We start from the raw sequence: 22326 nt of genomic DNA, 5'->3' as shown, positions 1-22326 counted from the left end.
AAAGGTGGCAATTAAGACTTAAAATTTCAATCTTTCGACACTTGATTTATTTACGAATTTCTAGCAATCGTAGTAGAGAGCAAACTCGTAAGGGTGAGGACGTAGACGCATTGGGTTAACTTCATTATCGAGTTTGTACTCAATCCAGGTTTGAATGAAGTCTTCTGTAAACACACCTGTCTCAGTTAAGAAAGCGTGGTCATTTTCCAACGCTTCCAACGCACCTTCTAAAGAACCTGGAGTAGAAGGAATTTTAGCCAGTTCTTCTGGGCTGAGGTCGTAAATATCTTTATCTAAAGATTCACCAGGATCAATCTGGTTCTTAATACCATCAATTCCAGCACAAAGCATAGCAGCAAAAGCCAAATATGGGTTGCTGGTAGCATCTGGACAACGGAACTCTAAACGCTTCGCCTTGGGGTTAGTACCAGATAGAGGAATGCGGATAGAGGCAGAACGATTACCTTGAGAGTAAGCCAAGTTAACAGGTGCTTCAAAACCAGGTACTAACCGCTTGTAGGAGTTGGTGGTAGGGTTTGTCAAAGCCAAAAGTGCAGGCGCGTGTTTGAGGATACCACCGATGTAATGCAATGCCATTTGGCTCAAACCTGCATATTTATCGCCAGCAAATAGCGGTTGTCCATCTTTCCAGATAGATTGGTGGGTGTGCATACCAGAACCATTGTCGTTAAACAGTGGTTTTGGCATAAATGTCACGGTTTTGCCATATTTCTTAGCAACGTTCTTGATGACGTACTTATAGGTCATCAAATAATCTGCTGCTTTCACCAAAGTATCAAAGCGGAAACCTAGTTCGCATTGACCGCCTGTAGCTACCTCATGGTGATGCTTTTCAATGGGTACGCCGCATTTTGCCATTGTTAGCAGCATTTCCGTCCGCATATCTTGGGAGGTATCTGTGGGAGCAACTGGGAAATACCCTTCTTTATAGCGTGGCTTATAACCCAAGTTGCCGCCTGGTTCTTCTTTACCAGAATTCCAACGACCTTCGACAGAATCTACATAGTAAAAGCCTGTATTCTGGGTTTGGTCAAAGCGAACATCATCAAAAATGAAGAATTCTGCTTCTGGTCCTAAGAAAGCTGTATCACCAATACCTGTGGAAATTAGGTAATCTACTGCTTTCTGAGCAATGGTGCGGGGGCAACGACTGTAGGGTTCGCCAGTACGCGGTTCAATAATGCTACAGATGACGCTCAGGGTAGGCTCTTGCATGAATGGGTCAATCCACGCTGTGGTGGGATCGAGTACCATTGACATATCGGATTCATTGATCGCTTTCCAACCCCGAATGCTGGAGCCATCGAAAGGTACGCCTTCTGTGAAGGAGCTTTCGTCAATTTGATTGTGGTAAAGGGATAAATGTTGCCAAATACCAGGCGTATCAATGAATTTTAGGTCAATTATCTGAATGTTATTTTCTTTAACATAATTCAGAAATTCTTGCGGGGTTTGGAACATGAATGACTCCTTGGTTTATAAGCTCTCTCTAATATCAGGCATCCGCAAACTAATTTAACGCGCTAAATGGCTAGGAATTAGCTTTTGCTAAGAAAACCCAGATAAGCGTGAACGTTTTTTGACTACACAAGCGTTTGCTGTACTGGATCATCCTAGAGATATAATTAGGGATGATTTTGTATACAGCGTTACAGAATATTACGCTACTGAGTTAGAGTCAACCTGTGGAAAGTTAAAAATTGTAGCAAATTTAACACAATTACTAGGTTTAGCCCGATGAGGATATAAAATAGTATCAATAGCTACAGATTATGGGTTGGCAAGAATCATGGTTTTTAAATTAAATGCAGTAGATTTTGAGCAGCAAGAAGCAATTAAATATCGTCCAGGGCAGCGAGTGGAACTTAAGCAGCGTCCAGGGGTAGTGGATATCATTGTGGAATATGACCCAATGATGGTACCACCGATTGCTTTAGCTAATGATCCTAAGCCTCGCTATCCAGAAGAACTGCTGCTAGTTGTTACAGCCAAGAGAAATGAGTGGTTAAAACCAGCAGGGCGTAGAAAGGTACGGACATTTTCTGGTGAGTATGCTTTAGCTAAGTAAAAAGCTAGTTTTTTATATTTGATGTTTTAATATAAAGTTACTCTCCCAATTAATACTTCCATAGCCAACCCTGTGGGATTATTAATCAATAGAGATATGTTGATTCTTAGTAGACCGATACAGATTGTTGTTGGGAGAGCGACTTTATGCGGGACGCAATTACAAACTTAATTAAGAACTACGATGTGACAGGTCGTTATCTAGACCGTAATGCCATTGATGAGCTTAAGTCTTATTTTGAAAGTGGCACTGGTAGGCTTGCTGCTGCGGGCGTGATTAATGCCAATGCGGCATCAATTGTTAAGCAAGCAGGAAGGCAGTTATTTGACGATCAGCCAGAACTAATTCGTCCTGGTGGTAATGCTTACACAACTCGTCGTTATGCGGCTTGTTTGCGGGATATGGATTATTACCTCCGCTATGCTAGTTACGCGCTAGTTGCAGGTGATACTCATGTGCTGGATGAGCGGGTGCTGCAAGGTCTAAGAGAAACCTATAATTCTTTGGGTGTACCCATTGGACCAACGGTCATGGGCATTCAAATTATGAAGGGTATTGTCAAAGAACAAGTTGCTGCTGCTGGCATTCAGGATACGGGGTTTGTAGATCAACCTTTTGATCACATGACTCGCGAGTTGAGTGAACAGGATATCTAATTTAGATAGCAGGCATTTGTAGCTATGTCTGCTGTTTAATCAATATCTAAAAGCGATCGCATTACTTCACAAATCTTAAGAAGTAGTGCGATCGCTTTTTTGTTGGATGATTAACTCCGTTGATTAATAGCTCAATCTAAAATTGTCATAGCCTCTAACCCAGGCTGCACGTAGCACCCTATAACGAGTTCGTCGAAGTGCCTTTAACTGACTCTTCGGTGCAAACTCAATTTTTAATAAATATTAACCTAAAACTTTGATGCGGTATTTAGATACAAACCCACTTTGAAGACTAGAAATAATTTCTAATCTTTGCAGTGAGGAATCTAGTACCAAATGCTGTACAGGAATGCTATTCCAATTTTGTAACCCTTGCTTACGCCAGCAGAGAAGATTATCTTCAATCAAGGGATTTTTTACAACCAAGGACTCTCTAATAATAGGGATGGTAGAGCCAATATTAGCGCCAAAAACTTCCCAAACAATGGTTTTACCATCTAACAAAGCCCACCACTTACGGATGGCTGCCAAATTCTCCTCGTTTTCAGGGAGGCTATTGTCGGTACACCAGACAGTAATTTGGGCAAGACATTGCTTTGGTTGGGTGATCAACATTTATAAATCCTCAAAAAAAGTTGAGGGCAAATTTGTTATTACTTTATATATTATTAATTATTGACACAGAAATCTTAAGCATTTCTAAATAATTGTCACCTAAATGACATAAAAATTGATGTAAATAGAGTCTAAAAGTTTAAAGTTGCTATAACAGTAGATAAATATAAAGTTTTCCTTAAGAAAATCTTCAATTGTTACGAAATAATTAAGAAAAGCTCTAATTAGATGGGCGATCGCTTTAGTTATTCAAATCTCTAGTTTTTGGGTATGTGCAGTAATTAGTGTGCAAATGTTGTGAGCATTTATTATTTTTCTCTCCTCCTCTGCCTCCTGCTGCCTATAGCAACAGCAACTTGATTGGATCGGCTGGGCTGGTCAAAGTAAGCCCAGCCGATTTGTACTAGCCTTTTGACAAACTATCTATACTAAGAGGAACCATATCCCCATGAGTTGTTAGCCCTAATAACATTTGCTCCGACGCGCGAATAAACTTACCTGTGATTACACAACGTTGTTCTTGCTCGGCTTTTGCAGGAATACTGGCTCTAATATCACTAGGCGACAGTTTTGAGCGAGAAGCACCAGATTTTTGCTGGATGTAATCCCAGAGGATGTCTCGAATTAAGGCTTGATAACCTTGATTGCCGGAAATAGCTTTGAGTTTCTCTTTAAGTTCTCTCTCCAAACGGATGCTGGTAACTTCCATTTCAGTGGTTGAAGTCCGATTGAGGGTATACATGATTTTTTTTTCCTTAAAGTAGTGGACAGACTCGTAATACAAGTGTAGTATTTAAAAGTCAGCTTTAAATTAATCTTCTTAAAAAGCATTCCTGTGAATACCTCCACTCACTCCACCCTAAATTTTGCCTCCCATCGGTGTCACGGTTGGGAAGCCGCGAATATAGGCGTGGAGTTTTTGTTTGCGGGTGAGGATAACCTGGAAGAGCGGGCTAAACAAATTAGCAATTATTCAGATGGCAGTAGGAATTTCCTAGTAGGAGATCCACAAATAAATAGCGAAGCGGGAGGTATAGGTTGAAGAATCTATACCGATATAAGAAAAGAAGATACGTTTAGGCGTTTTTCATCCCCCGTTTCTCATACAAAGAGGCGGGGATTTTTGTTTAGGAATTAAAGCAAGCAAGGTAAAAGCTAACCGCGTATATAGAAGGAGCGATGCAAATGACTTGCACAACTCAAGTGTTAGGAAAGTCGGTAGTGGTATTCAGTAAGAATTATTTGCCTGTTAGCCGAGTGAATATCAAGCGAGCGATTATTCTGCTCGTTACCGGAAAAGCTGAACCCTTAGATTTTTGGAGTGGTATCGGTATAGCGGTGCGATCGCCTAACCAAGTTGTGTATGTCCCAGGGCAGATTCGTCTGACATTTGCAAGCAGTGAGCGAGTTTGGAAAGTCCCGCCTGTCAATCGCCGAGAGGTGTTGCGGCGCGATCGCCACTGTTGTCAATACTGCGGTAGTACAAAACACTTAACACTCGATCATATTATTCCGAGATCAAAAGGCGGAAAACACACTTGGGACAACGTAGTTACAGCTTGTTCAAGTTGTAATGGTCGCAAAGGCGATCGCACTTTAATACAGGCAGGAATGACACTACGCACTCACCCGAAAGCACCTGTACACCCAACAGTGGCATTTGCCGAACAGTTCTGGAAAGAGCAGCAAGAAATTTTGGAGTAGGGGAAAAACCCGATCATGCTTAAACTCACTTATACCGAAAATAGTTTTTATTTAGAGCGTTTGGCTCAACCTTTAGAAGATTGGGTGGCACAGCGAGTAATTTTAGCTTTGCGAGTTGGGCAAAGCTTCTGTGTTGAACCTAGTACGGCGGCGTTTTTGCTTCCTGCTGATTTGCCTTTAACTGCTTTGGAGACATTGGTGCAACGGGAAGGTGGCGATGCGATCGCGCTTTCTGTCTCTGATGCTGAATATGTTGAAGTCAGCCTGGAAGGTTCTTGGCTATCAGCACCAGAGGAGGCAGAGGGGGTGTTTGTGACTGCAATGAGCGATCGTCTTGAGTTCTTCCTATTTAAGTTATGGCAAGATGCTCAAATTTGTGAATCTGCCGTCAGTGAATAACTACAGCGATAACTTGTAAAAGCACACTCAAAACCCTTACAGTAAAAGTTGCATTGTGGTTTGGAGTTGACTGACAAAAGCTGTGCGGAAAATCGTCATTGCTGGAAACTGGAAAATGTATAAAACTCAGGCAGAAACTACAGAGTTTTTGCAAGGATTCATGCCTGAGTTAGAAAAAACTCCCGAAGATCGGGAAGTGGTGATTTGCCCTCCATTTACAGCTTTAGATGCAATATCTAGAAGTCTGCACGGTAGCCTCGTGCAACTAGGGGCGCAAAATATCCATTGGGAAGATAATGGTGCTTTCACTGGTGAAGTAGCTGGTTCAATGTTGTCAGAAATTGGGGTGCGTTATGTGATTGTTGGTCACAGTGAACGCCGTCAATATTTTGGCGAAACTGATGAATCTGTTAACAAAAGGCTGTTGTCGGCTCAACGTCATGGTTTAATTCCCATACTCTGTGTGGGTGAAACCAAGCAACAACGAGATGCTGGTGAAACTGAATCAATTATTACTAACCAGTTAGAAAAAGATCTTGTAAATGTGGATCAACAACGGCTAGTAATCGCCTACGAACCTATCTGGGCAATTGGGACAGGAGACACTTGTGAGTCTTCGGAAGCTAACCGTGTAATCGGTTTGATTCGTAGCCAATTGAGTAATGCTGACGTAACGATTCAATACGGTGGTTCTGTGAAGCCAGATAATATTGATGAAATTATGGCTCAACCAGAAATTGATGGTGTGCTAGTTGGGGGAGCAAGTTTGCAACCTGCAAGTTTTGCGCGAATTGTTAATTATCAATAGATTTGAGTTATTAGTTGTTAGTTTTATTTGGGCTAACAACTAATATTTTTTAAAATTAATGGAAAATTCTGCTAATTTATCTGTACTGCCTTTGACTGTGCGATCGCATTCTTTTGTCTGGGGCGATCGCACTTATCTTATGGGCGTTCTCAATGTTACCCCTGATAGCTTTAGTGATGGTGGTCAGTTTAATAATTTATCAGCAGCAGTAGCACAAGCTAATTATTTAGTAGAATCCGGTGCTGATATTATTGATATCGGTGGTCAATCTACTAAACCAGGCGCAAAAGAAGTTTCTATTGCAGAAGAACTAAATCGGGTTTTACCAGTCTTACAGGCGATTAGACCTGGTATAACAGTACCAATTTCTATTGATACCACTCGCTCACTTGTTGCCAATGCAGCCGTTAAAGCTGGCGCTGATATTGTTAATGATATTTCGGCTGGAACGTTTGACCCAGATATGTTTGCTGTAGTAGCAGAGTTGGGTGTGCCAATTGTGTTGATGCACATTAAGGGAACACCGGAAACAATGCAAAAACTCACTAACTATAGTGATTTAATTGGGGAAATTTACGAGTTTTTTGAAGATAGAATTGCTGTGGCGATCGCAGCAGGTATTGAAAAATCAAAAATTATTATTGATCCTGGTATTGGCTTTGCTAAAAATTATCAGCAAAATATCGAATTGCTGAGAAATATATCTAAATTTCGTTCACTGGGATGTCCGGTATTAATTGGAGTATCCCGTAAAAGTTTTATTGGTCATATATTAAATCAACCAGATCCTAAAGAGCGAGTGTGGGGTACTGCTGCTGCTTGTTGCGGTGCTATAGCCAATTCTACCGATATTTTGCGAGTTCACGATCTCCCACAAATGCGCGACGTTTCCCGCGTTGCAGATGCTATTTTTAGAAGTAAGTAGGGAATCCGCGAGTTAAACGTATTACCCCACCCCCCAACCCCCTGCCCGAAGTTCGGGCAGGGGGAGATTTTCGTTTGCTCTTTTTTTATTGGATCTACTTAATTACTAATTGTTAATTGTTAATTGTTAATTGTTAATTGCTAATTGTTCAAGGTGTTGGAGGATTACCTGGATTATTGGGAGTCGTATTGGGGGTTTCAGAAATCATTCCTGAGATGCTTTCTGTTAATGCTTTCGGGTCCATAAAGACAATTTTGGCATTGGTGCTGGAACTTAATTTTTGATTAGCATCTACATATCTTTGAGCAATTAAAAACTGTAAAACTTCTCGGCTCAAATTCTGCGATTTTAAAGCATCACTTAAAAGTTCCACTGACTTAACAGTTCCCTCAGCTTCTAAAATAGCGGCTCTCTTTTTACTTTCTGCCGCCCTTTCTAATTCCAAAGCTTCTAATACTGCCTTTGCAGGTGTAATTTCTCGCACCTCTACCCTGGTTACTTTCACTCCCCAGGCTTGAGTCGCACCCTCTAGCTCGTTTAATAAGTCCTGATTAATTGATTGGCGAGAAGAATAAGTCTGTTCTAGTTCCAGTTGACCAATAGCAGAACGTAAAGTAGTTAAAACTAAATTTTCAATTGCTACTTCAATATCTTCTACTGAGTAAAAAGCTTTCTCTAAATCAAGAATTTGCCAGTAAATTACTGCGTCAGCTTTCAGAGAAACATTATCTTTAGTAATTGCTTGCTGTGGTTCAATTTCCAATACCTTCTCTCGATTCGTCTCCTCTACCACAATTGAATCTATAAAGGGAACAATAAAATTAAGACCAGGCTGTAGCCTACGCCGATACTGACCCAAACGTTCTACTAAGGCAACATTTCCTTCACTGATAATTTTTGCAGAACCCACTGTATAGCCGATTATCATTAAGATTATGGGAGCAAGCAAATAAAGTATCGAAGACATAGTTCTTTTCCGGCTGTTAGCAGTGAGTTGAGGAGGATTTACGGGTAATTTACCTGTTTTGTAACCGAGACATCCCAAGTAGGGATGTTTTCACAGGCGATTTTGTGTGTAAAGTCTTAAAATTAAGTTGTAATTATCTTATTGTCTCAATTACCAAAGTAGTTTTATGCCTCCTCGTTGGCCTCGTCAACCAGACCGCCGTGATCCAGATTATCGTCGTTTAGATGACCGGATGAACTTTGCTATTCATGTGGGGATTTTTGCGGCTTGCAATTCTGGTTTGTGGTTCTTCCACAACTTGCAGCATACCACTTGGGATTGGATAACTTTGGTGACGGGTGGATGGGCATCGCTGTTAGCTGCCCATGCTTTGTACATTTTTGCGATCGCAGATTATTCTGAACCCTCACCAGAATCTTTAGCCACACCTGCTGTAGGGTTTCAGCCTAAACCTCAGAATAAACCTAAAACCAAGTCTAAAAAAACTGCCAAACGATAGACTGCTTACTCAAGCTTTGCGCTGATTTAATCTCGCGTCCCCATAGATTGCAATGGGATTAACAACATACCTTACTCTGATAGAGATAAAATCCTATGGCTACTACAAACACTACTGAAGCAATAGAAGCACTTGCTGCCGAAATTGGTGAAAACATTTTTATTGATGTTGCTAAATGGCACTTGTATTTAAGAGATGCCCATTTGCACACCCCATTAGCACAACAGTTATATCCTCTAGTTAGCGGCGGTAGGATAGAAGAAGACCAAGTGGTGCAAATCCTCAAAAATATTCCTGTTAAGTTGGGTGGCGGTAAGATAGAAGTACCATTATCCGATTTGCTGCCGATGCAATGCCAAGTCAATTTGATGGATTTGTTGGAAGAATATCAGCGTAATCTTTAAATATTCGCTTTTAATCTGCTGATCCATAAATGTGATTTGTCAGGTATAGCACGATTAACTGGTACGGGCGGGTTAAACCAAGATATTTATCAGTTGCAAATTTGATATGTCTTCCCGCCCCTACGCATATTATGGTTAAGCGACCGAACTTAATATAATTTATCTTTTCAATTTACTATTTCTTAGAAATGTGGTAATTTTTCATAAATTAAATTGATTGTAAATTATATCACAACTTGACTTGATCGAGCTAGTGCGATCACAGATTGGGGATAAATTTCCCACGTTTGTATATTTTAAGTAATTAACTTATACACGATCTTATACAAACCTCTGGTAAGCTCATATTTGAGCCAAAATTTATACTCAAAAATCAAAAAATCTTTATTAATTATTTTAAAAAGTAAATAAAATTCATCACGACCCAAAGATAACGTAGGAGAACTTAGTGGGTAATGTAGTTGGGATTGATTTAGGCACAACTAACTCGGTTGCGGCGTTCAAATTTGCTGATGTTGAGGTGGTAACAAATGATGAAAATAGCCCACCGGATAGAAAACTGACACGCTCAGTAGTTGCTGAGGAACAAGGAAAGCTGTTAATAGGTGAAAAAGCTTATAACCAACTACGGTTAGACCCAGAAAATGTGATTATTTCCATCAAACGTTTAATTGGTCGTGGTTTCAGCGATTCTGTAGTTCAACAACAGTTATCGAGATTTGGTTATAAAATTACTCAATCTACACAAGGTACAGAAAATAGCCTTGCTGTTTGGTTAGGTGGTAAGGAATATCAACCAGAAGATATTTCAGCAGAAATTATCAAAAAAGTTGTCCAAAATGCCTCTTCTTATCAGAGCGAAAAAGGGCAAAAAGGTACAATTACTTCTGTAGTTGTGACGATTCCAGCTTATTTTGATGATAAACAAAGACAAGCTACCCAAACAGCGACAACGAAAGCAGGTTTAGCACTACTAGAATTATTACCGGAACCTACAGCCGCCGCAATTTCCTATGGGTTTAAACCTAATTCCGAAGATGTTCAAACTATTTTAGTTTATGACTTTGGCGGTGGAACTTTTGATTCTTCCCTAATTACTGTGGCTGGTAATCAATTTATTGAATCTGTGAAGGGGGGAGATTTATGGTTGGGTGGTGATGATATTGATAATTTAATTATCAAATTTATTAAGGAACAAGCTGCACGGCAGGAAGAAATAGATGATATCGATTATTTAATTGCTAAAATGCCTCACTATCAGCGAGTGCGCTTTAATGCTGACTTAAAACTAGCAGCCGAACGAGCAAAAATTGATTTAAGCAATATATCTTCAGCGAAAATTATTCCCGCTACTCCGCTTTTAGATGAGTTTGGAGCAAGTATATATATTGATGTGGAATTAACTCGCGAACAGTTTGAGGGAATGATTTTGCCGTTGGTGGAACGTTCTATTGCTATCTGTAAGGATGCAATTAAATATTCTGAATATCCTACGGAGATGATTGATGTTGTGCTGCTGGTAGGTGGTTCATCACAAATTCCGTTGGTACAAAAGAAAGTTAGGGAAGCTTTTGGCGCAGATAAGGTAGTTGTTCACCCGCGTCCGATGTATGCTGTTGCTGAAGGTGCAGCAATTGTAGCAGCAGGGTTAACTGAAAAAGTTGGTACTTTATCCCGTGACTATTCTATTAAATTGGTTGATGATCCAAGACATAAGCTGATTAGTCGCGGTGAAATTTTGCCAGTTAAAACTGCTCAGACTTTTAAGACAGTTGCAGATGGACAGCGTTTAGTACACCTTCAGTTTTTCAGTCCAGATCATGTCAGAGAGGATCGAGATCGAGTTAATAAGGAAGATAGAATTGGTGAAATGTGGTTGGGGTTAGATCAATACTACCCGCAAGGAACTGAGGTTTTAGTAACTCTGGAAATTGACGAGAAAAAAAGTTATTTGCAAGTGACGGCGGTACTAAAAAATAATCCGTCTGTAAAAGTTAGTTGCTCGTTATCTCGTGGAAAAGTAGATGAAAAAATATCCCAAGAAATTGAGCAAGTAATTTCTGAAGTTAACTCTAGCAATCTGACAGTTTTTGGCGCTGAGGAAGTGTTGAAGAAAATAGTTCCAGTTGTGCAACTAACTAACCAAATTTTTGATGCTAATGGAATTGAACGCCCAGATATTAGAAATCGCGCTCAAGCGGATTTTGCTGAGTTTAAGGCATCTATTTCAGAGGATCGCAGTTTAGCCGAAGCACTAGCAAATCGCTGTGAGTTTTTACTAGAAGCTTGTGATTTTATCATTCCTGAAGCACAACAAGAAAGGTTACTAAATCTGAGTAAGAATTTGCGGCAGGCGATCGCCACTAATAATCTCTCAGCAATGCAAAAGCTCTCAGAAGATACTAAGCAAGAGTTAGCACTTTTGCCAGATTTAGTCCATCTCGTACAAGCATCCTTAATTGCAATTGCTCGTGCTTCAGTAACATCTCCTACACAAGCTAATGCTATGAGTGACAAGCTAGATCGGATGCTGGGTGCGATGAAACGTGGCGATGGAAATGAGGCGGAGAGACTATGGAATGATTTGCAACCAGATGTTAGTAATTGGATCGATCAAGATCTGCCCAGTGGTAGCATTGCAACAGGAATTAGAAGATGAGCCAAAAATTAACTTGTCCGGTATGCGATCGCCCAGAAATTACTGATAACATTTGTCCTAACTGTGAAACTGACTTAACTTTTGTGCGGCTACTGACAGAAAAGAAACCTGTAGCCGTTATTCCCAAACCAGAACAAATTCCCCAGCCAACAATAACTAATAAGTTTACATCTGGCGTTGTTATTCTCATATTAATTATGGGAATCAGTTTAGGTGCAGTTAGCAGTTGGTTATTCTTGAAGTTACCATCATCAATTTATGAACCTGCACAAAGTACAGCAATTTCTCCTAGTCAAACTTCACCACAAAAAGCATCTGCTAACAAAAGAATTGATGATTTATTAGCAAAAACTCCTCAAACAAAACCTCCAACAGTCAAAGCTAAATGTACTGGTGACTTTCGCTATAAAGTGCGACGTGGAGATCATTTATGGTTAATTGCTGAACGTTTTTATGGCAAAGGTAAGTTATGGAAACGTATTGCCAAAGCTAATCCTGTACTGGAAAAACGCCAAAATAATTTAATTGAACGTGAAATATTAATTATCCCCAATCTTGAGGAGAATTGCCGATGACAGATATATTTAAACAAGCGGAAAAATCTCAAAAAGATGCTAAAGAAGCGAGACGTTTAGCTGAAAAAAAGCAGTTCCGAGAAGCTGTTAAAATCGCTGAAGAAATCCTCTCATCTTGGTCAAATTCGCCGAATTTTTGGGAGAAAATCTTGCGCCATTTAGCATTAGGAGATCTGTTAGATTCCTTAAGATCGTCGTTGCAGCAGTGGCGCAGAAAAATTACTGAAGCTGACAATTTAGCTGCTCAAGCTGAGAAAGTATTAAAAAAGGATACAGGCAATCCTTTAGAAAGCGAACTGTTAGCTACAGCATTGAAACTATATCAGCAATGTAATCTGATAATACATGATGATAATTTTAGTAAAAAGCTTGGGGACTGCCAACACGAATTAAACAAAAGAATTAAGTTTCAGAAATTAATAGTGCCAGCAGATGAGGCAGCAGAAAAACGCTTTTTTAAATTAGCGTTGAAAATTTATTTTGATGCTCAAAAAATTTACAATACTGCTGATGTAGAAGCGGCAATAGCTCATTGCTCATCTCAGATTGTTGCGGAAGAAACTTATGAAAAAACCTTAAATAAAGCAGAAAAAACTTCAAAAGAAGGTAAATTAAGAGTGGCGATCTCACTGCTGGAACCAGCATTAACAAAATTTCCTCGCTCAGATGGTATCGAGTTACTAGAAAAAATTCAGAAAACTCTTGAAGGTAAAGAAAAGTTTCGAGCGGGATTACTAGCAGAGAAAGAAGGTAATTTCTTTGTTGCTCTCAATAATTATAGAGAAGCTAAAAATTTATTTTACGATGTTACAGAATGCCAGATTCGTCTAGCAATATTAGAAATTAAAACCCAGAATTGGGAAACAGCAGTTTCTTTGTTAAAAGATATTGAGCATGAGCAAGCAAAATATCTTCGTGGTTTTGCTTTAGCGCAGCAAGGTTATTTAGAAGAAGCAGATCGAGAATGGCAATCTTTATCCGATCTTCAGGTAAAAGAGCAGCGTGATATTATCGCAATTTTAGCAGAGCGCGATCGCTTGCTGCAAGTACAAGAAATTGAGCAATTTGTTGATGCTAATAATTTAGATGCAGCATCAACATCTAGTATAGCATTTATTCAAAAAAATGGCAACGAATCATTAGTTAAAGCTAACTTAGAACTCCACATTAAACCGCGTATACAAGCGGAGGAATGGCAAAATTATGATTGGAAAAAAATCGCTATTGCAGCAGAACAAAATTGGCGGAAACAGTTAGATATTACTTCTTTACATAATTGGGCTGTAGCGACTTATTACCGCGCTCAAATTGATGCTAATACTCTTGAAGACTGGATTGTTGCTGGTTCCGCAGCCTTAGCCAATATTAGTATAGATCCGTCTCTTAAAGATCTTCCTTGGATCTCAAGTAGTGAGATTAATTTAACAGAAGTTACTACTAATTTAAAACAATTATTAGAAAAGGCAATTGATACAGTAAAAGATCGAGATATAGAGCGGTATTTTAAATTACGAGATATTTATCGCTTAGAATCGACAGCATTAAATTTAATGGGAAATCATCCTACTTGTGGGATTAGAGTAAATAATTTATTTTTAACTCCTAGTTGTTACCAACGTTATCAAGAACAATTACAAGCAGAAAATCTGCCTGGTAAACTTTGGGGTTCACTTTATACAAACTGGGGTTTAGCTGTTGCTGCTTGTCTGGAAGGGGATACGGCTAGAGCAATTCAAATTAAGGCTAAATTATCCCCCATTAATGAAGCAGAACGATTTGCGGTTAACTTTATATCTTACCATGAGGGATGCCATTATCTTCAGCAGCAACGTTGGCGCGATGCAGTTTCATCACTGCAAGCAGCGAAGCTACAAATTAAAACTGATAAAGACTGGCAAAATGAAATAGATCGGCTTTGTAATTTACAACGTCAAGCAATTAATTATTTGAAGGAACATTTAGAGTTTGCTCAGTTTTGGTACGATTTATTAGATAGCAAATCTGCTAGAAGTTATTTAGCTGAATATAAAGCTGAAGCGATTAGGGAAAAACTAGCTAAGGAAAAAATCAAACCAAGTCAAGCTTTAAAAGATTTGGAACAAGTTAAAAAAATAGATCCCAATAATCCTGTGGTTAATGCGTTACTTGAACAAGTAGAAATTCACAAACAACTTGAAGAGATTGAGGCGCTTTTCAAGCGGGGAGAATATGAACAAATGGTTAATAAAGCCAAATACTCAAGAAACGCAAGAGTTAAATATATTGTAGCCGAGTTTTTAGTGGAGATTTTAGTAGAAGGAGTAAATAATTCCACTATAAGAGAGCCAGATCTAATTCGTCAACTTGGCAGATGGGCTTATGAAATTTGTCCAAATGAACCAGCTTTTCAAGAAGTTTACAGAAGTTTAGGATTACGTTATTAAGTTGAAAATATGAGCAACGATTTAAAACATATAGCTTTCAATCCTTATGATGTCCTCGGCGTTTCTCAGGCGGCTTCTAAAGCAGAAATCGTCACTGCTAAAGTAGCTGCTATGAAGCGTAAGCAGTATTCTTTAAATGTTATTGCGGATGCGGAAAAGAAACTTTTAAAAACGCCAGAGCGAATTATAGCAGATTATTTCCGTCCGGTATTGCCAGTTATTAAACGTTTTAAGCGTGAGGATTTATCATTATTAGAAACTCCAGTCCCCGCGCTGGTATTTTTGCCAGAATTTGATAGATTAGATGCAGCAATTAGTAAATCATTAAGAGAAGAACAGTTAGAAAAAGAAACTGTTAGTTTATCACGTCTAGATTTATATCAATCTGGGATAGAGAGTTGTCAACAAGGAAATCATACTAAAGGGATTGAATTATTAAATGAATTTTTGCAAAGTTGTTTAGAACAGAATGGTACAGAGTATTTTAAAGCTCATATATGGTTAGTGGAAACATATAAAATTAGTGGTAATTTAGAGGAAGCGATCGCACTCTGCAAAAAACTCGCTACTGGCGAACATCCACAATTAAAAAACTGGGCAGAAAAAGCACTTGCTGATTTGCTTGCTCCAAACAAAGCTCAAGAATTATGTGAACAAGAAAAGATACAGCCAAAAGTATCTTTTGAAACTGCTCTAGCAGCTTTTAACCAAAAACGTTATGTAGAAGCAGTAAAATTACTAGAGCAATTTAGCCAAAGTTGTGCTAATCGAAAAGCCAAAGAATATATCCAAGCACAGATTTATTTAGTCAAGGCATATCACGAAGTTGGACAGTTAAAAAAAGCCATAACTTTGTGTCAGCAGTTATCTACTACTAATCATCCCCAGGTGCAAAAATGGGCAATACAAACTTTGAACTCTCTATCTGCTAAAACACCCGCACCCGTCGATGGTGGGGAACCAAACAAACAAAGCCTGCCTACGCAGGCTTTATAATAAAATTCTTAAAATAAACTTACTAAGGAATAAATAACGTGATTGAAAATCCCGAAGTGTTGAACTTTAGCAGTGAGGAACGCGAGCAACTTCTGCAAGCGTTTTGCTCGTTAATGAAAGAAAAAGTTTCACTACAACAGTCTTGGCGTGAAGAACAGACAAAAGCTTTATCAGCTAGTGAAGAACTTTATATTGAACTATTAGAAGCTATGGATGCTTTAGAATTTATGATCAACTATATGGATGAGCATCCCGATATTAGCCCAGAGTTTATTAAACGTTTACCCAAATCTCTCAAAGCCGTTTATAAAAAGTTCGGTAGCGTGCTGGAAAAACGCCAAGTACAGCAATTAGAGTTATCTACTACACAAGTAGATTTTAACATCTGCCGAGTTGTTGAGTCTGAAGTTAGACCAGAGCTTGAAGATAAAACTGTTACAAAGGTTATCCGCAAAGGCTTTAGTTTTGGTGATAAAATTTTACGCCCCATAGAAGTAATTACTTCTAAAAAAGAATAAATTAAGGCGATCGCCTATTTATGGTGATAACTAAAATTAAGTCTATTGATTTGGATTAATTCTGCATCAATAGCGAAATTGTCGCCTGAAGTAGTTATTTTTACCTAGCTATTTTATGAGATCTACGCGATAAAGTGGAGAAAGAGAGTGCTAATTAAAAAAAATATGAAACCTGCTTTCAAGACTTTACTATTTACTCTCACTAGCGCATTACCCCTAAGCTTAGTTATCTTGCCAACTTATACGCCAGTAGTACGCGGGCAAAGTGATGTCGTAGCGCAAACAACAGTTATATCTAACCCAACTAAGCAAACAATACAGGAAAAGCGATCGCCCCAAGCAGTCCCTACTATCGTCATCCCAGATCAACCAGTTTCTAACCAGTCTACAACTACTACACCAAAACCAACTACAACACCAAATAATTCTAATTCATCAGAGGATAAAAAACCCTCACCAAATCAGGATAGTGATACTCCCAAAACAAGTAATTCTGAAAACAAAGAACCTGCACCGAGTCCAGAAGAAATTGCCCGTCAGCAAAAGTTAATTCAAGCAGACCAACTTTACCTGGGGGGACAATATTCCGCAGCAGAAAAAATTTACCGAGAAGCTAAAACCCCCTTCTCGAAAGTTTCAACAACTACTGAACGGAAAGAACCCATTACTGATTTGGAAAAATTGCCAGTAGCAGGTCAGGTTTACTGGCGTATTTCTACAGCCGGGTTACAACAAGGGCTGGAAACTAAAATATTTGTACCACTGACAAACTTAGTAGAGAAATACCCAGAATTTATCCCTGGTCAATTGCGCTATGCTCAAGTATTAACAAATTACAACCGTAGTGCAGAAGCATTACAAGCATTAGAAAAAGCTACAACTTTATATCCTAACCAACCAGAGCTATTAAGTGCAAAAATTGCTCTAATGGGAGAATCAAAACAGTGGTTAGAAGCTTCGTTAGCAGCACGTCAATTTGCTTTACTTAACCCTAATAATCCCCAGTCTGACGAATTTACTAAAATAGCAGATCAAAATTTAGAACGCTATCAATCACATCTACGGGCAGAATTGAGAGGAAATACAATTGTTAATGCGATTACTGGTGTCTTAGGCTATGCCGTCACTGGTAGTTTACTTGGTCCTGTTACAGCAGTACAATCAACAGCAATGCTGCTGAGGGGAGAATCAGCCGTAGGTGAAGGTGTATCTAAGCAGGCTAAACGAGCTTTACCCCTGGTAGAAGATCAAGAAGTATTAGATTATGTTAGGGAAATAGGTAATAAATTAGCTACAGTAGCAGGTCGCAAAGATTTTGAATATGAGTTTTATGTAGTCATGGATGACGAACTCAATGCCTTTGCTTTACCTGGTGGTAAGGTGTTTGTGAATGCTGGTGCAATTCTTCGCAGTAATTCAGAAGCAGAGTTAGCTGGTTTAATGGCGCATGAGTTATCCCATGCTGTTTTATCTCATGGATTTCAGTTAGCAACTCAGGGAAATTTAACTGCTAATATTACCCAATTTATCCCTTATGGTGGCACTCTCGGTAATTTAATAGTTCTCGACTATAGCAGAGATATGGAACGTCAAGCTGATTTTTTGGGTACACGGCTTTTGACTTCTACCGGATATGCTGCTGATGGTTTGCACAATCTGATGGTAACTTTAAATAAGCAAGATCGCGATCGCCCTTTGTTGAGTTTGTTATCATCTCACCCAGTTACTAACGAAAGAATTAGCTATTTAGAAAGTTTGATTCAGACAAACGGTTACAACCGCTTTGCTTATGAGGGGGTGTCACGACACGCCAAAATTAAAGAAAAAGTCAAGCAAATACTAGCGAAAGCTAAAGACAAAAAACAGAGTAGGCGCGATCGCGATCGTCGTCAACAATTAGAACTACAATTTTAGATAAAATTCTGTTTACTCTTGCTATCTTCTCCCCTCCCTCCTCCCCCCTCTCTCCTCCCCCTAACTTTGATGCAACGAGTTCTAGAACCAGAAGTAATGGATAGCTGGGAAGAAGCTATTGAGTATGACTCAATGGACTTCACAGAAGTTAACACAGCTTTTGCTGAAAAAGCGATTACTTTAGCACCAGCAACAGCTAAAGTTTTAGATGCTGGTACTGGTACTGCGCGTATACCAATAATAATTTGTCAACAGCGCCCACAGTGGCAAATAATTGGTATTGATTTAGCGCAATCAATGCTGGAAGTAGGATTAAAAAATGTTACCCAGGCTGGCTTACAACAACAAATTTCTCTTGAATTAGTTGATGCCAAACAAATGCCTTATTTAGATGGGCAGTTTGATTTAGTAATTTCCAATAGTATTGTCCACCATTTACCCGATCCTCTACCTTTCTTTTTGGAAATAAAGCGTGTATTAAAACCCAACGGTGCTATCCTAATTCGCGATTTGATTAGACCAGCTAATCAGGAAATTATCAATCATTTAGTAGAAGGTATTGGGTCTGATTATAATGAGCATCAAAAGAAGCTATTTAGTGATTCTTTACACGCAGCATTTACATTAGATGAGGTTCAGTACCTTTTAGAGCAAACTGGTTTAGATCACGCTAAAGTTTATCAATCTTCTGATCGGCATTGGACAGCAGAACGAGCTTTGATTGGTTGAAATAGTCGTGATTTTTAGTGTGTTATTTAGACTAATAGTATTTTTATACGAAATAGGACAGGTTGTAGTAATAGATAATGCCACGTTCCCTAAAGGTGAGCGCATCCAACAACTGATTCATAATACAGGTTGTAAACTGCTGTACTTACCACCCTACTGCTCAAATATTAAGTAATGTTTCGCTAGCAGTATCCGTATCTTTTCTTAATATTTGCTAACTAAATTGTATCTTTATTTAACAAGTTTAGTTTTTCATGCCTTTTGGAATAGGTTTTTGATAATGGTTATTTAGTATAAAAAATACAGCTTAACTATTTAACCAAAAATTTCTGGTAAAGCTATTTAAAAAGCTTGTCAGATGCGATCAATTACAGGTTTCACCTCTGCGAGTATGCGGATTTTTTCAAAGTTAAAACTATAAAAAGTCATCGTGTGCTGACTAATTTATAGGTAAAAACTTTTGATGGTTAGTTGCGGCAAAAACTAGCTAAAACTCAGTTGTGACACACAAACACTTTCAATATATCTATGAGACATAAATTATGACCGTTACTACTCGGCGTAAATCCAACACATTCTATGTAATTTTAATTGCTGGTGCTGCTGCTCTTGGCGGCTTTTTGTTTGGTTTTGACACTGCGGTGATCAACGGTGCAATTGCAGCCTTTTCTAAAGCTTATAATGCCAATAGTTTACTGACTGGACTAGCAGTATCGTTAGCATTGTTGGGGTCTGCGGTAGGAGCATTTTATGCAGGCAGCATTGCAGACCGTCATGGCCGAGTTAAGGCAATGGTAGTAGCTTCAGTATTGTTTACCATTAGTGCTATTGGCTCTGGAATTGCTTTTACTATCTGGGATTTTATTTTTTGGCGACTATTGGGTGGGGTTGCCGTTGGTGCTGCTAGTGTGATTGCGCCAGCTTATATTGCCGAATGTTCTCCCAGCCATTTGCGAGGTAGATTAGGATCTCTCCAGCAATTAGCGATTGTAGTTGGTATTTTCATTGCTCTGCTATGCGACTACTTTATTGCTGTAACAGCAGGTTCAGCAGAGGCACCATTTTTATTTGGCATAGCCGCTTGGCGCTGGATGTTTTGGACGGAAATCCCTCCAGCAGTGCTTTACGGGATGGCAGCTTTAGCTATTCCTGAATCTCCCCGTTATTTGGTTGCCCAAGGGCGGGAAGAAGAAGCTGAAGACGTTCTTACTAAAATTTTGGGTGGTGACGTACGAACCAAAATTGAAGAAATTCGGCAGACAGTAATGCGAGAGCGGGAGCCAAAATTAACTGACCTTTTGGGCAGAAGTGGTAAACTGCTTCCAATTGTTTGGATAGGAATAGGTTTATCTGTATTCCAACAATTAGTTGGGATTAATGTGATTTTCTACTACAGCAGCATTTTGTGGCGGGCAGTTGGGTTTTCAGAAAAAGATTCTTTAACTATTACTGTGATTACAGCAGCGGTAAACATTATTACTACGCTGGTGGCGATCGCTTTTGTAGATAAATTTGGTCGTAAGCCTTTGCTGATTCTAGGGTCAATTGGCATGACTGTTGCCTTGGGAACAATGGCTTCTATTTTTGGCAATGCTCCGACGGATGCTGCTGGCAACCCTACCTTGGTAGGTTCGGCAGGTACTGTAGCTTTGATCGCAGCTAACCTTTATGTATTTTGTTTCGGTTTCTCTTGGGGGCCTGTAACCTGGGTACTTTTGGGAGAAATGTTTAATAATCAGATTCGTGCGGCTGCACTTTCAATTGCAGCAGCCGTACAATGGGTGGCAAATTTCGCTGTTTCCACGACATTTCCTCCTATACTGCAATATTTCGGACTAGGTGCTGCCTATGGTGTGTATACAACTGCGGCGGCTATCTCATTGTTTTTCGTTCTCTTTTATATTAAGGAAACCAAAGGAATTGAATTAGAAGATATGTAAGGCGGTAAATATTCGTATTTACTACAAAAGTAGGTTTTCTAATTCACCTTAATGAAATTTCCGATAAAGCATTCCTGCTACCGGACAACCACCCCGCAGATGTCTTTCTACAACTGCGGGAACTTCTTCTGCATGAACACGGCCGTACCAAACTTCTTCAGGCATGACGACTACCATCGGACCATTGCCACATTGTCCTAAACATCTGCTACCGATTACTGTAATATCAGCTACAGGAGATGCTTGGAAAGCAGCCAATACTTTAGTAGCACCAGCTTTACGGCAAGCAGTGTTTTGACAAACTAAAACAGATTTTTGGGAAGACATTTAGGATATTTCAGTGCTTGAGCAAAGTATTTTATGGGGTTTACCGCCAGCAGAGTTGGTACTTTCTAATGATGATGTTCATGTTTGGTGTGCTGTTTTAGACCAACCAGCAGGGCGGGTAGAACAATTAGCACAAACGCTGTCTGACGACGAGAAAGCTAGAAGCGATCGCTTTTATTTTGAACAGCACAAAAAACGTTTTATTGTTGCTAGAGGTTACTTGAGAACTATCCTTAGTCGCTATCTGAATATTGCGCCCAATTTAGTCAATTTCTCTTATGGTAGCCAAGGAAAGCCTGCACTAGCAGAAGATTTAGCTGTAAGTAAGCTGCAATTTAATGTATCTCACTCACAAGATTTAGCTTTATATGGGGTGACGCGCGATCGCGCTGTTGGGATAGATATCGAATATATCCGCCCGATGGCAGATGCGGAACAACTGGCAGAAAGATTTTTTGCGGCTAAAGAAGCTGAGATATTGCGATCGCTATCTGAACATCAAAAGCAACAAGCATTTTTCAACTGCTGGACTCGAAAAGAAGCTTATGTAAAAGCTTGTGGCGCTGGACTATCACAACCTCTAAATCAATTTGAAGTATCATTAATACCAGGAGAACCAGCGAAGTTATTAAGTATTGCTGGATCGAAAGAAGCGGCTGCAAATTGGCAATTGCAAGATTTAAAGGCTGTGGATGGCTATGCTGGTGCGATCGCTCTTTCAGGAAAAGATGGGCAGATAAACTGCTGGCAATGGTTAGAGTAATAGCAAATTAGAATTTGTAAAATATAGAATTACAAAACTTAGAGTAAAAACTTATGTTTAAGGATTCGCCAATTATTAGCGCATCCCCTGAAATTATGAGCGGCACTCCAGTTTTTGCTCTTTACTAGAGTTCCTGTGCAGACGCTTTTAGACTATCTTAAAGCAGGAGAATCAATTAACGATTTTTTAGATGGATTTCCTACCGTAACCAGAGAACAGGTCATCGCCTTGCTGGAAGAGACAGAAAAACAGATTGTCCGAATAGAAGAAGCTTTACGCCAGTACATTCAACGTCGCCAACAAATGAAAGTATTAGAGTTATTCTGTACTATTGACTATGAGAAAGACTATAACTACAAGCAACAGCGACAAGCAATATGAATGTTATTGTTGATAGTGCTGTTTGCGATCGCACT

General features: G+C 39.3%; 24 protein-coding genes and 1 pseudogene. 20 read left to right on the top strand and 5 right to left on the bottom strand.

Annotated elements, in window-relative coordinates; all coding sequences use genetic code 11:
• Positions 1–60: 60 nt before the first annotated feature.
• On the bottom strand, positions 61–1482 hold the full coding sequence (gene glnA, locus CRI9333_RS21565; protein ID WP_015205278.1) for a type I glutamate--ammonia ligase: 1422 nt from the start codon (positions 1480–1482) through the stop codon (positions 61–63).
• A 328-nt stretch (positions 1483–1810) separates the two neighbouring features.
• Here glnA and CRI9333_RS21560 point away from each other — a divergent pair, with 328 nt between their 5' ends.
• Both CRI9333_RS21560 and apcB read left to right on the top strand, forming a co-directional pair.
• The gene (locus CRI9333_RS21560) at positions 1811–2089 is read left to right on the top strand and encodes a hypothetical protein (protein ID WP_015205277.1); all 279 of its coding nucleotides are present in this window, start codon (positions 1811–1813) and stop codon (positions 2087–2089) included.
• A 146-nt stretch (positions 2090–2235) separates the two neighbouring features.
• Entirely contained in the window at positions 2236–2745 is a 510-nt protein-coding gene (apcB, locus tag CRI9333_RS21555; RefSeq protein ID WP_015205276.1) for an allophycocyanin subunit beta, read from the top strand.
• A 243-nt stretch (positions 2746–2988) separates the two neighbouring features.
• Here apcB and CRI9333_RS21550 read toward each other — a convergent pair whose 3' ends face one another.
• Complete coding sequence (locus tag CRI9333_RS21550; protein ID WP_015205275.1) at positions 2989–3360, bottom strand: hypothetical protein; 372 nt, start codon at positions 3358–3360, stop codon at positions 2989–2991.
• Between the two features lie 403 nt (positions 3361–3763).
• Positions 3764–4102, bottom strand: coding sequence for a hypothetical protein (locus CRI9333_RS21545; protein ID WP_015205274.1), 339 nt, complete (start codon positions 4100–4102; stop codon positions 3764–3766).
• Between the two features lie 93 nt (positions 4103–4195).
• Between CRI9333_RS21545 and CRI9333_RS26980 the strand changes: the two genes are divergently transcribed.
• The 5 genes from CRI9333_RS26980 (at position 4196) to folP (ending at position 7196) form a co-directional block, all read left to right on the top strand.
• Positions 4196–4402, top strand: a complete 207-nt coding sequence (locus CRI9333_RS26980; RefSeq protein ID WP_157462365.1) for a hypothetical protein — start codon at positions 4196–4198, stop codon at positions 4400–4402.
• 143 nt (positions 4403–4545) lie between these two features.
• Positions 4546–5064, top strand: coding sequence for an HNH endonuclease (locus CRI9333_RS21540; RefSeq protein WP_015205273.1), 519 nt, complete (start codon positions 4546–4548; stop codon positions 5062–5064).
• Between the two features lie 15 nt (positions 5065–5079).
• Positions 5080–5463 (top strand): alr0857 family protein, encoded by a 384-nt coding sequence (locus CRI9333_RS21535; RefSeq protein WP_015205272.1) that lies wholly within the window; start codon positions 5080–5082, stop codon positions 5461–5463.
• A gap of 82 nt (positions 5464–5545) precedes the next feature.
• On the top strand, positions 5546–6271 hold the full coding sequence (gene tpiA, locus CRI9333_RS21530) for a triose-phosphate isomerase (protein ID WP_015205271.1): 726 nt from the start codon (positions 5546–5548) through the stop codon (positions 6269–6271).
• Between the two features lie 58 nt (positions 6272–6329).
• The gene (gene folP / locus CRI9333_RS21525) at positions 6330–7196 is read left to right on the top strand and encodes a dihydropteroate synthase (RefSeq protein WP_015205270.1); all 867 of its coding nucleotides are present in this window, start codon (positions 6330–6332) and stop codon (positions 7194–7196) included.
• A gap of 148 nt (positions 7197–7344) precedes the next feature.
• Here folP and CRI9333_RS21520 read toward each other — a convergent pair whose 3' ends face one another.
• Positions 7345–8163 carry an SPFH domain-containing protein gene (locus CRI9333_RS21520; protein WP_041226156.1) on the bottom strand — a complete coding sequence of 273 codons (819 nt, stop codon included), beginning with the start codon at positions 8161–8163 and terminating at the stop codon, positions 7345–7347.
• Between the two features lie 166 nt (positions 8164–8329).
• Here CRI9333_RS21520 and CRI9333_RS21515 point away from each other — a divergent pair.
• The 11 genes and pseudogenes from CRI9333_RS21515 to CRI9333_RS21470 all read left to right on the top strand — a co-directional run.
• A pseudogene (locus CRI9333_RS21515) lies at positions 8330–8581 on the top strand (2TM domain-containing protein); the annotation flags it as partial.
• A 176-nt stretch (positions 8582–8757) separates the two neighbouring features.
• Entirely contained in the window at positions 8758–9066 is a 309-nt protein-coding gene (locus CRI9333_RS21510; RefSeq protein WP_015205267.1) for a DUF3181 family protein, read from the top strand.
• A 448-nt stretch (positions 9067–9514) separates the two neighbouring features.
• Positions 9515–11725, top strand: coding sequence for an Hsp70 family protein (locus CRI9333_RS21505; protein ID WP_015205266.1), 2211 nt, complete (start codon positions 9515–9517; stop codon positions 11723–11725).
• Complete coding sequence (locus CRI9333_RS21500; protein ID WP_015205265.1) at positions 11722–12300, top strand: LysM peptidoglycan-binding domain-containing protein; 579 nt, start codon at positions 11722–11724, stop codon at positions 12298–12300. Before CRI9333_RS21505 ends, CRI9333_RS21500 begins: the two co-directional genes overlap by 4 nt.
• Complete coding sequence (locus CRI9333_RS21495) at positions 12297–14723, top strand: hypothetical protein (RefSeq protein WP_015205264.1); 2427 nt, start codon at positions 12297–12299, stop codon at positions 14721–14723. The genes CRI9333_RS21500 and CRI9333_RS21495 overlap by 4 nt, the downstream gene beginning before the upstream one ends.
• Before the next feature lie 9 nt (positions 14724–14732).
• The gene (locus CRI9333_RS27445) at positions 14733–15719 is read left to right on the top strand and encodes a hypothetical protein (protein ID WP_015205263.1); all 987 of its coding nucleotides are present in this window, start codon (positions 14733–14735) and stop codon (positions 15717–15719) included.
• Positions 15720–15757: 38 nt separating this feature from the next.
• Entirely contained in the window at positions 15758–16237 is a 480-nt protein-coding gene (locus CRI9333_RS21485; RefSeq protein ID WP_015205262.1) for a nucleotide exchange factor GrpE, read from the top strand.
• Between the two features lie 165 nt (positions 16238–16402).
• Complete coding sequence (locus CRI9333_RS21480) at positions 16403–18151, top strand: M48 family metallopeptidase (RefSeq protein ID WP_041226154.1); 1749 nt, start codon at positions 16403–16405, stop codon at positions 18149–18151.
• Between the two features lie 69 nt (positions 18152–18220).
• Positions 18221–18880 carry a class I SAM-dependent methyltransferase gene (locus CRI9333_RS21475; RefSeq protein WP_015205260.1) on the top strand — a complete coding sequence of 220 codons (660 nt, stop codon included), beginning with the start codon at positions 18221–18223 and terminating at the stop codon, positions 18878–18880.
• A 7-nt stretch (positions 18881–18887) separates the two neighbouring features.
• Entirely contained in the window at positions 18888–19055 is a 168-nt protein-coding gene (locus CRI9333_RS28645) for a transposase (RefSeq protein ID WP_390370117.1), read from the top strand.
• 367 nt (positions 19056–19422) lie between these two features.
• A complete protein-coding gene (locus tag CRI9333_RS21470; protein WP_015205259.1) occupies positions 19423–20820 on the top strand; it encodes a sugar porter family MFS transporter in 1398 nt (465 codons plus the stop codon).
• 48 nt (positions 20821–20868) lie between these two features.
• On the opposite strand, the gene CRI9333_RS21465 is transcribed toward CRI9333_RS21470, so the two are convergent.
• Positions 20869–21147, bottom strand: a complete 279-nt coding sequence (locus CRI9333_RS21465; RefSeq protein WP_015205258.1) for a (2Fe-2S) ferredoxin domain-containing protein — start codon at positions 21145–21147, stop codon at positions 20869–20871.
• A gap of 13 nt (positions 21148–21160) precedes the next feature.
• Between CRI9333_RS21465 and CRI9333_RS21460 the strand changes: the two genes are divergently transcribed.
• Both CRI9333_RS21460 and CRI9333_RS26270 read left to right on the top strand, forming a co-directional pair.
• Positions 21161–21910 (top strand): 4'-phosphopantetheinyl transferase family protein, encoded by a 750-nt coding sequence (locus tag CRI9333_RS21460; RefSeq protein ID WP_015205257.1) that lies wholly within the window; start codon positions 21161–21163, stop codon positions 21908–21910.
• A gap of 135 nt (positions 21911–22045) precedes the next feature.
• Complete coding sequence (locus tag CRI9333_RS26270) at positions 22046–22291, top strand: DUF433 domain-containing protein (RefSeq protein ID WP_232229365.1); 246 nt, start codon at positions 22046–22048, stop codon at positions 22289–22291.
• Positions 22292–22326 lie beyond the last annotated feature (35 nt).

The organism is Crinalium epipsammum PCC 9333, from assembly GCF_000317495.1.
GTDB lineage: Bacteria > Cyanobacteriota > Cyanobacteriia > Cyanobacteriales > PCC-9333 > Crinalium > Crinalium epipsammum.
The sequence above is the reverse complement of the archived record's forward strand: the minus strand, read 5'-3'. Positions and strand labels throughout refer to the sequence as shown.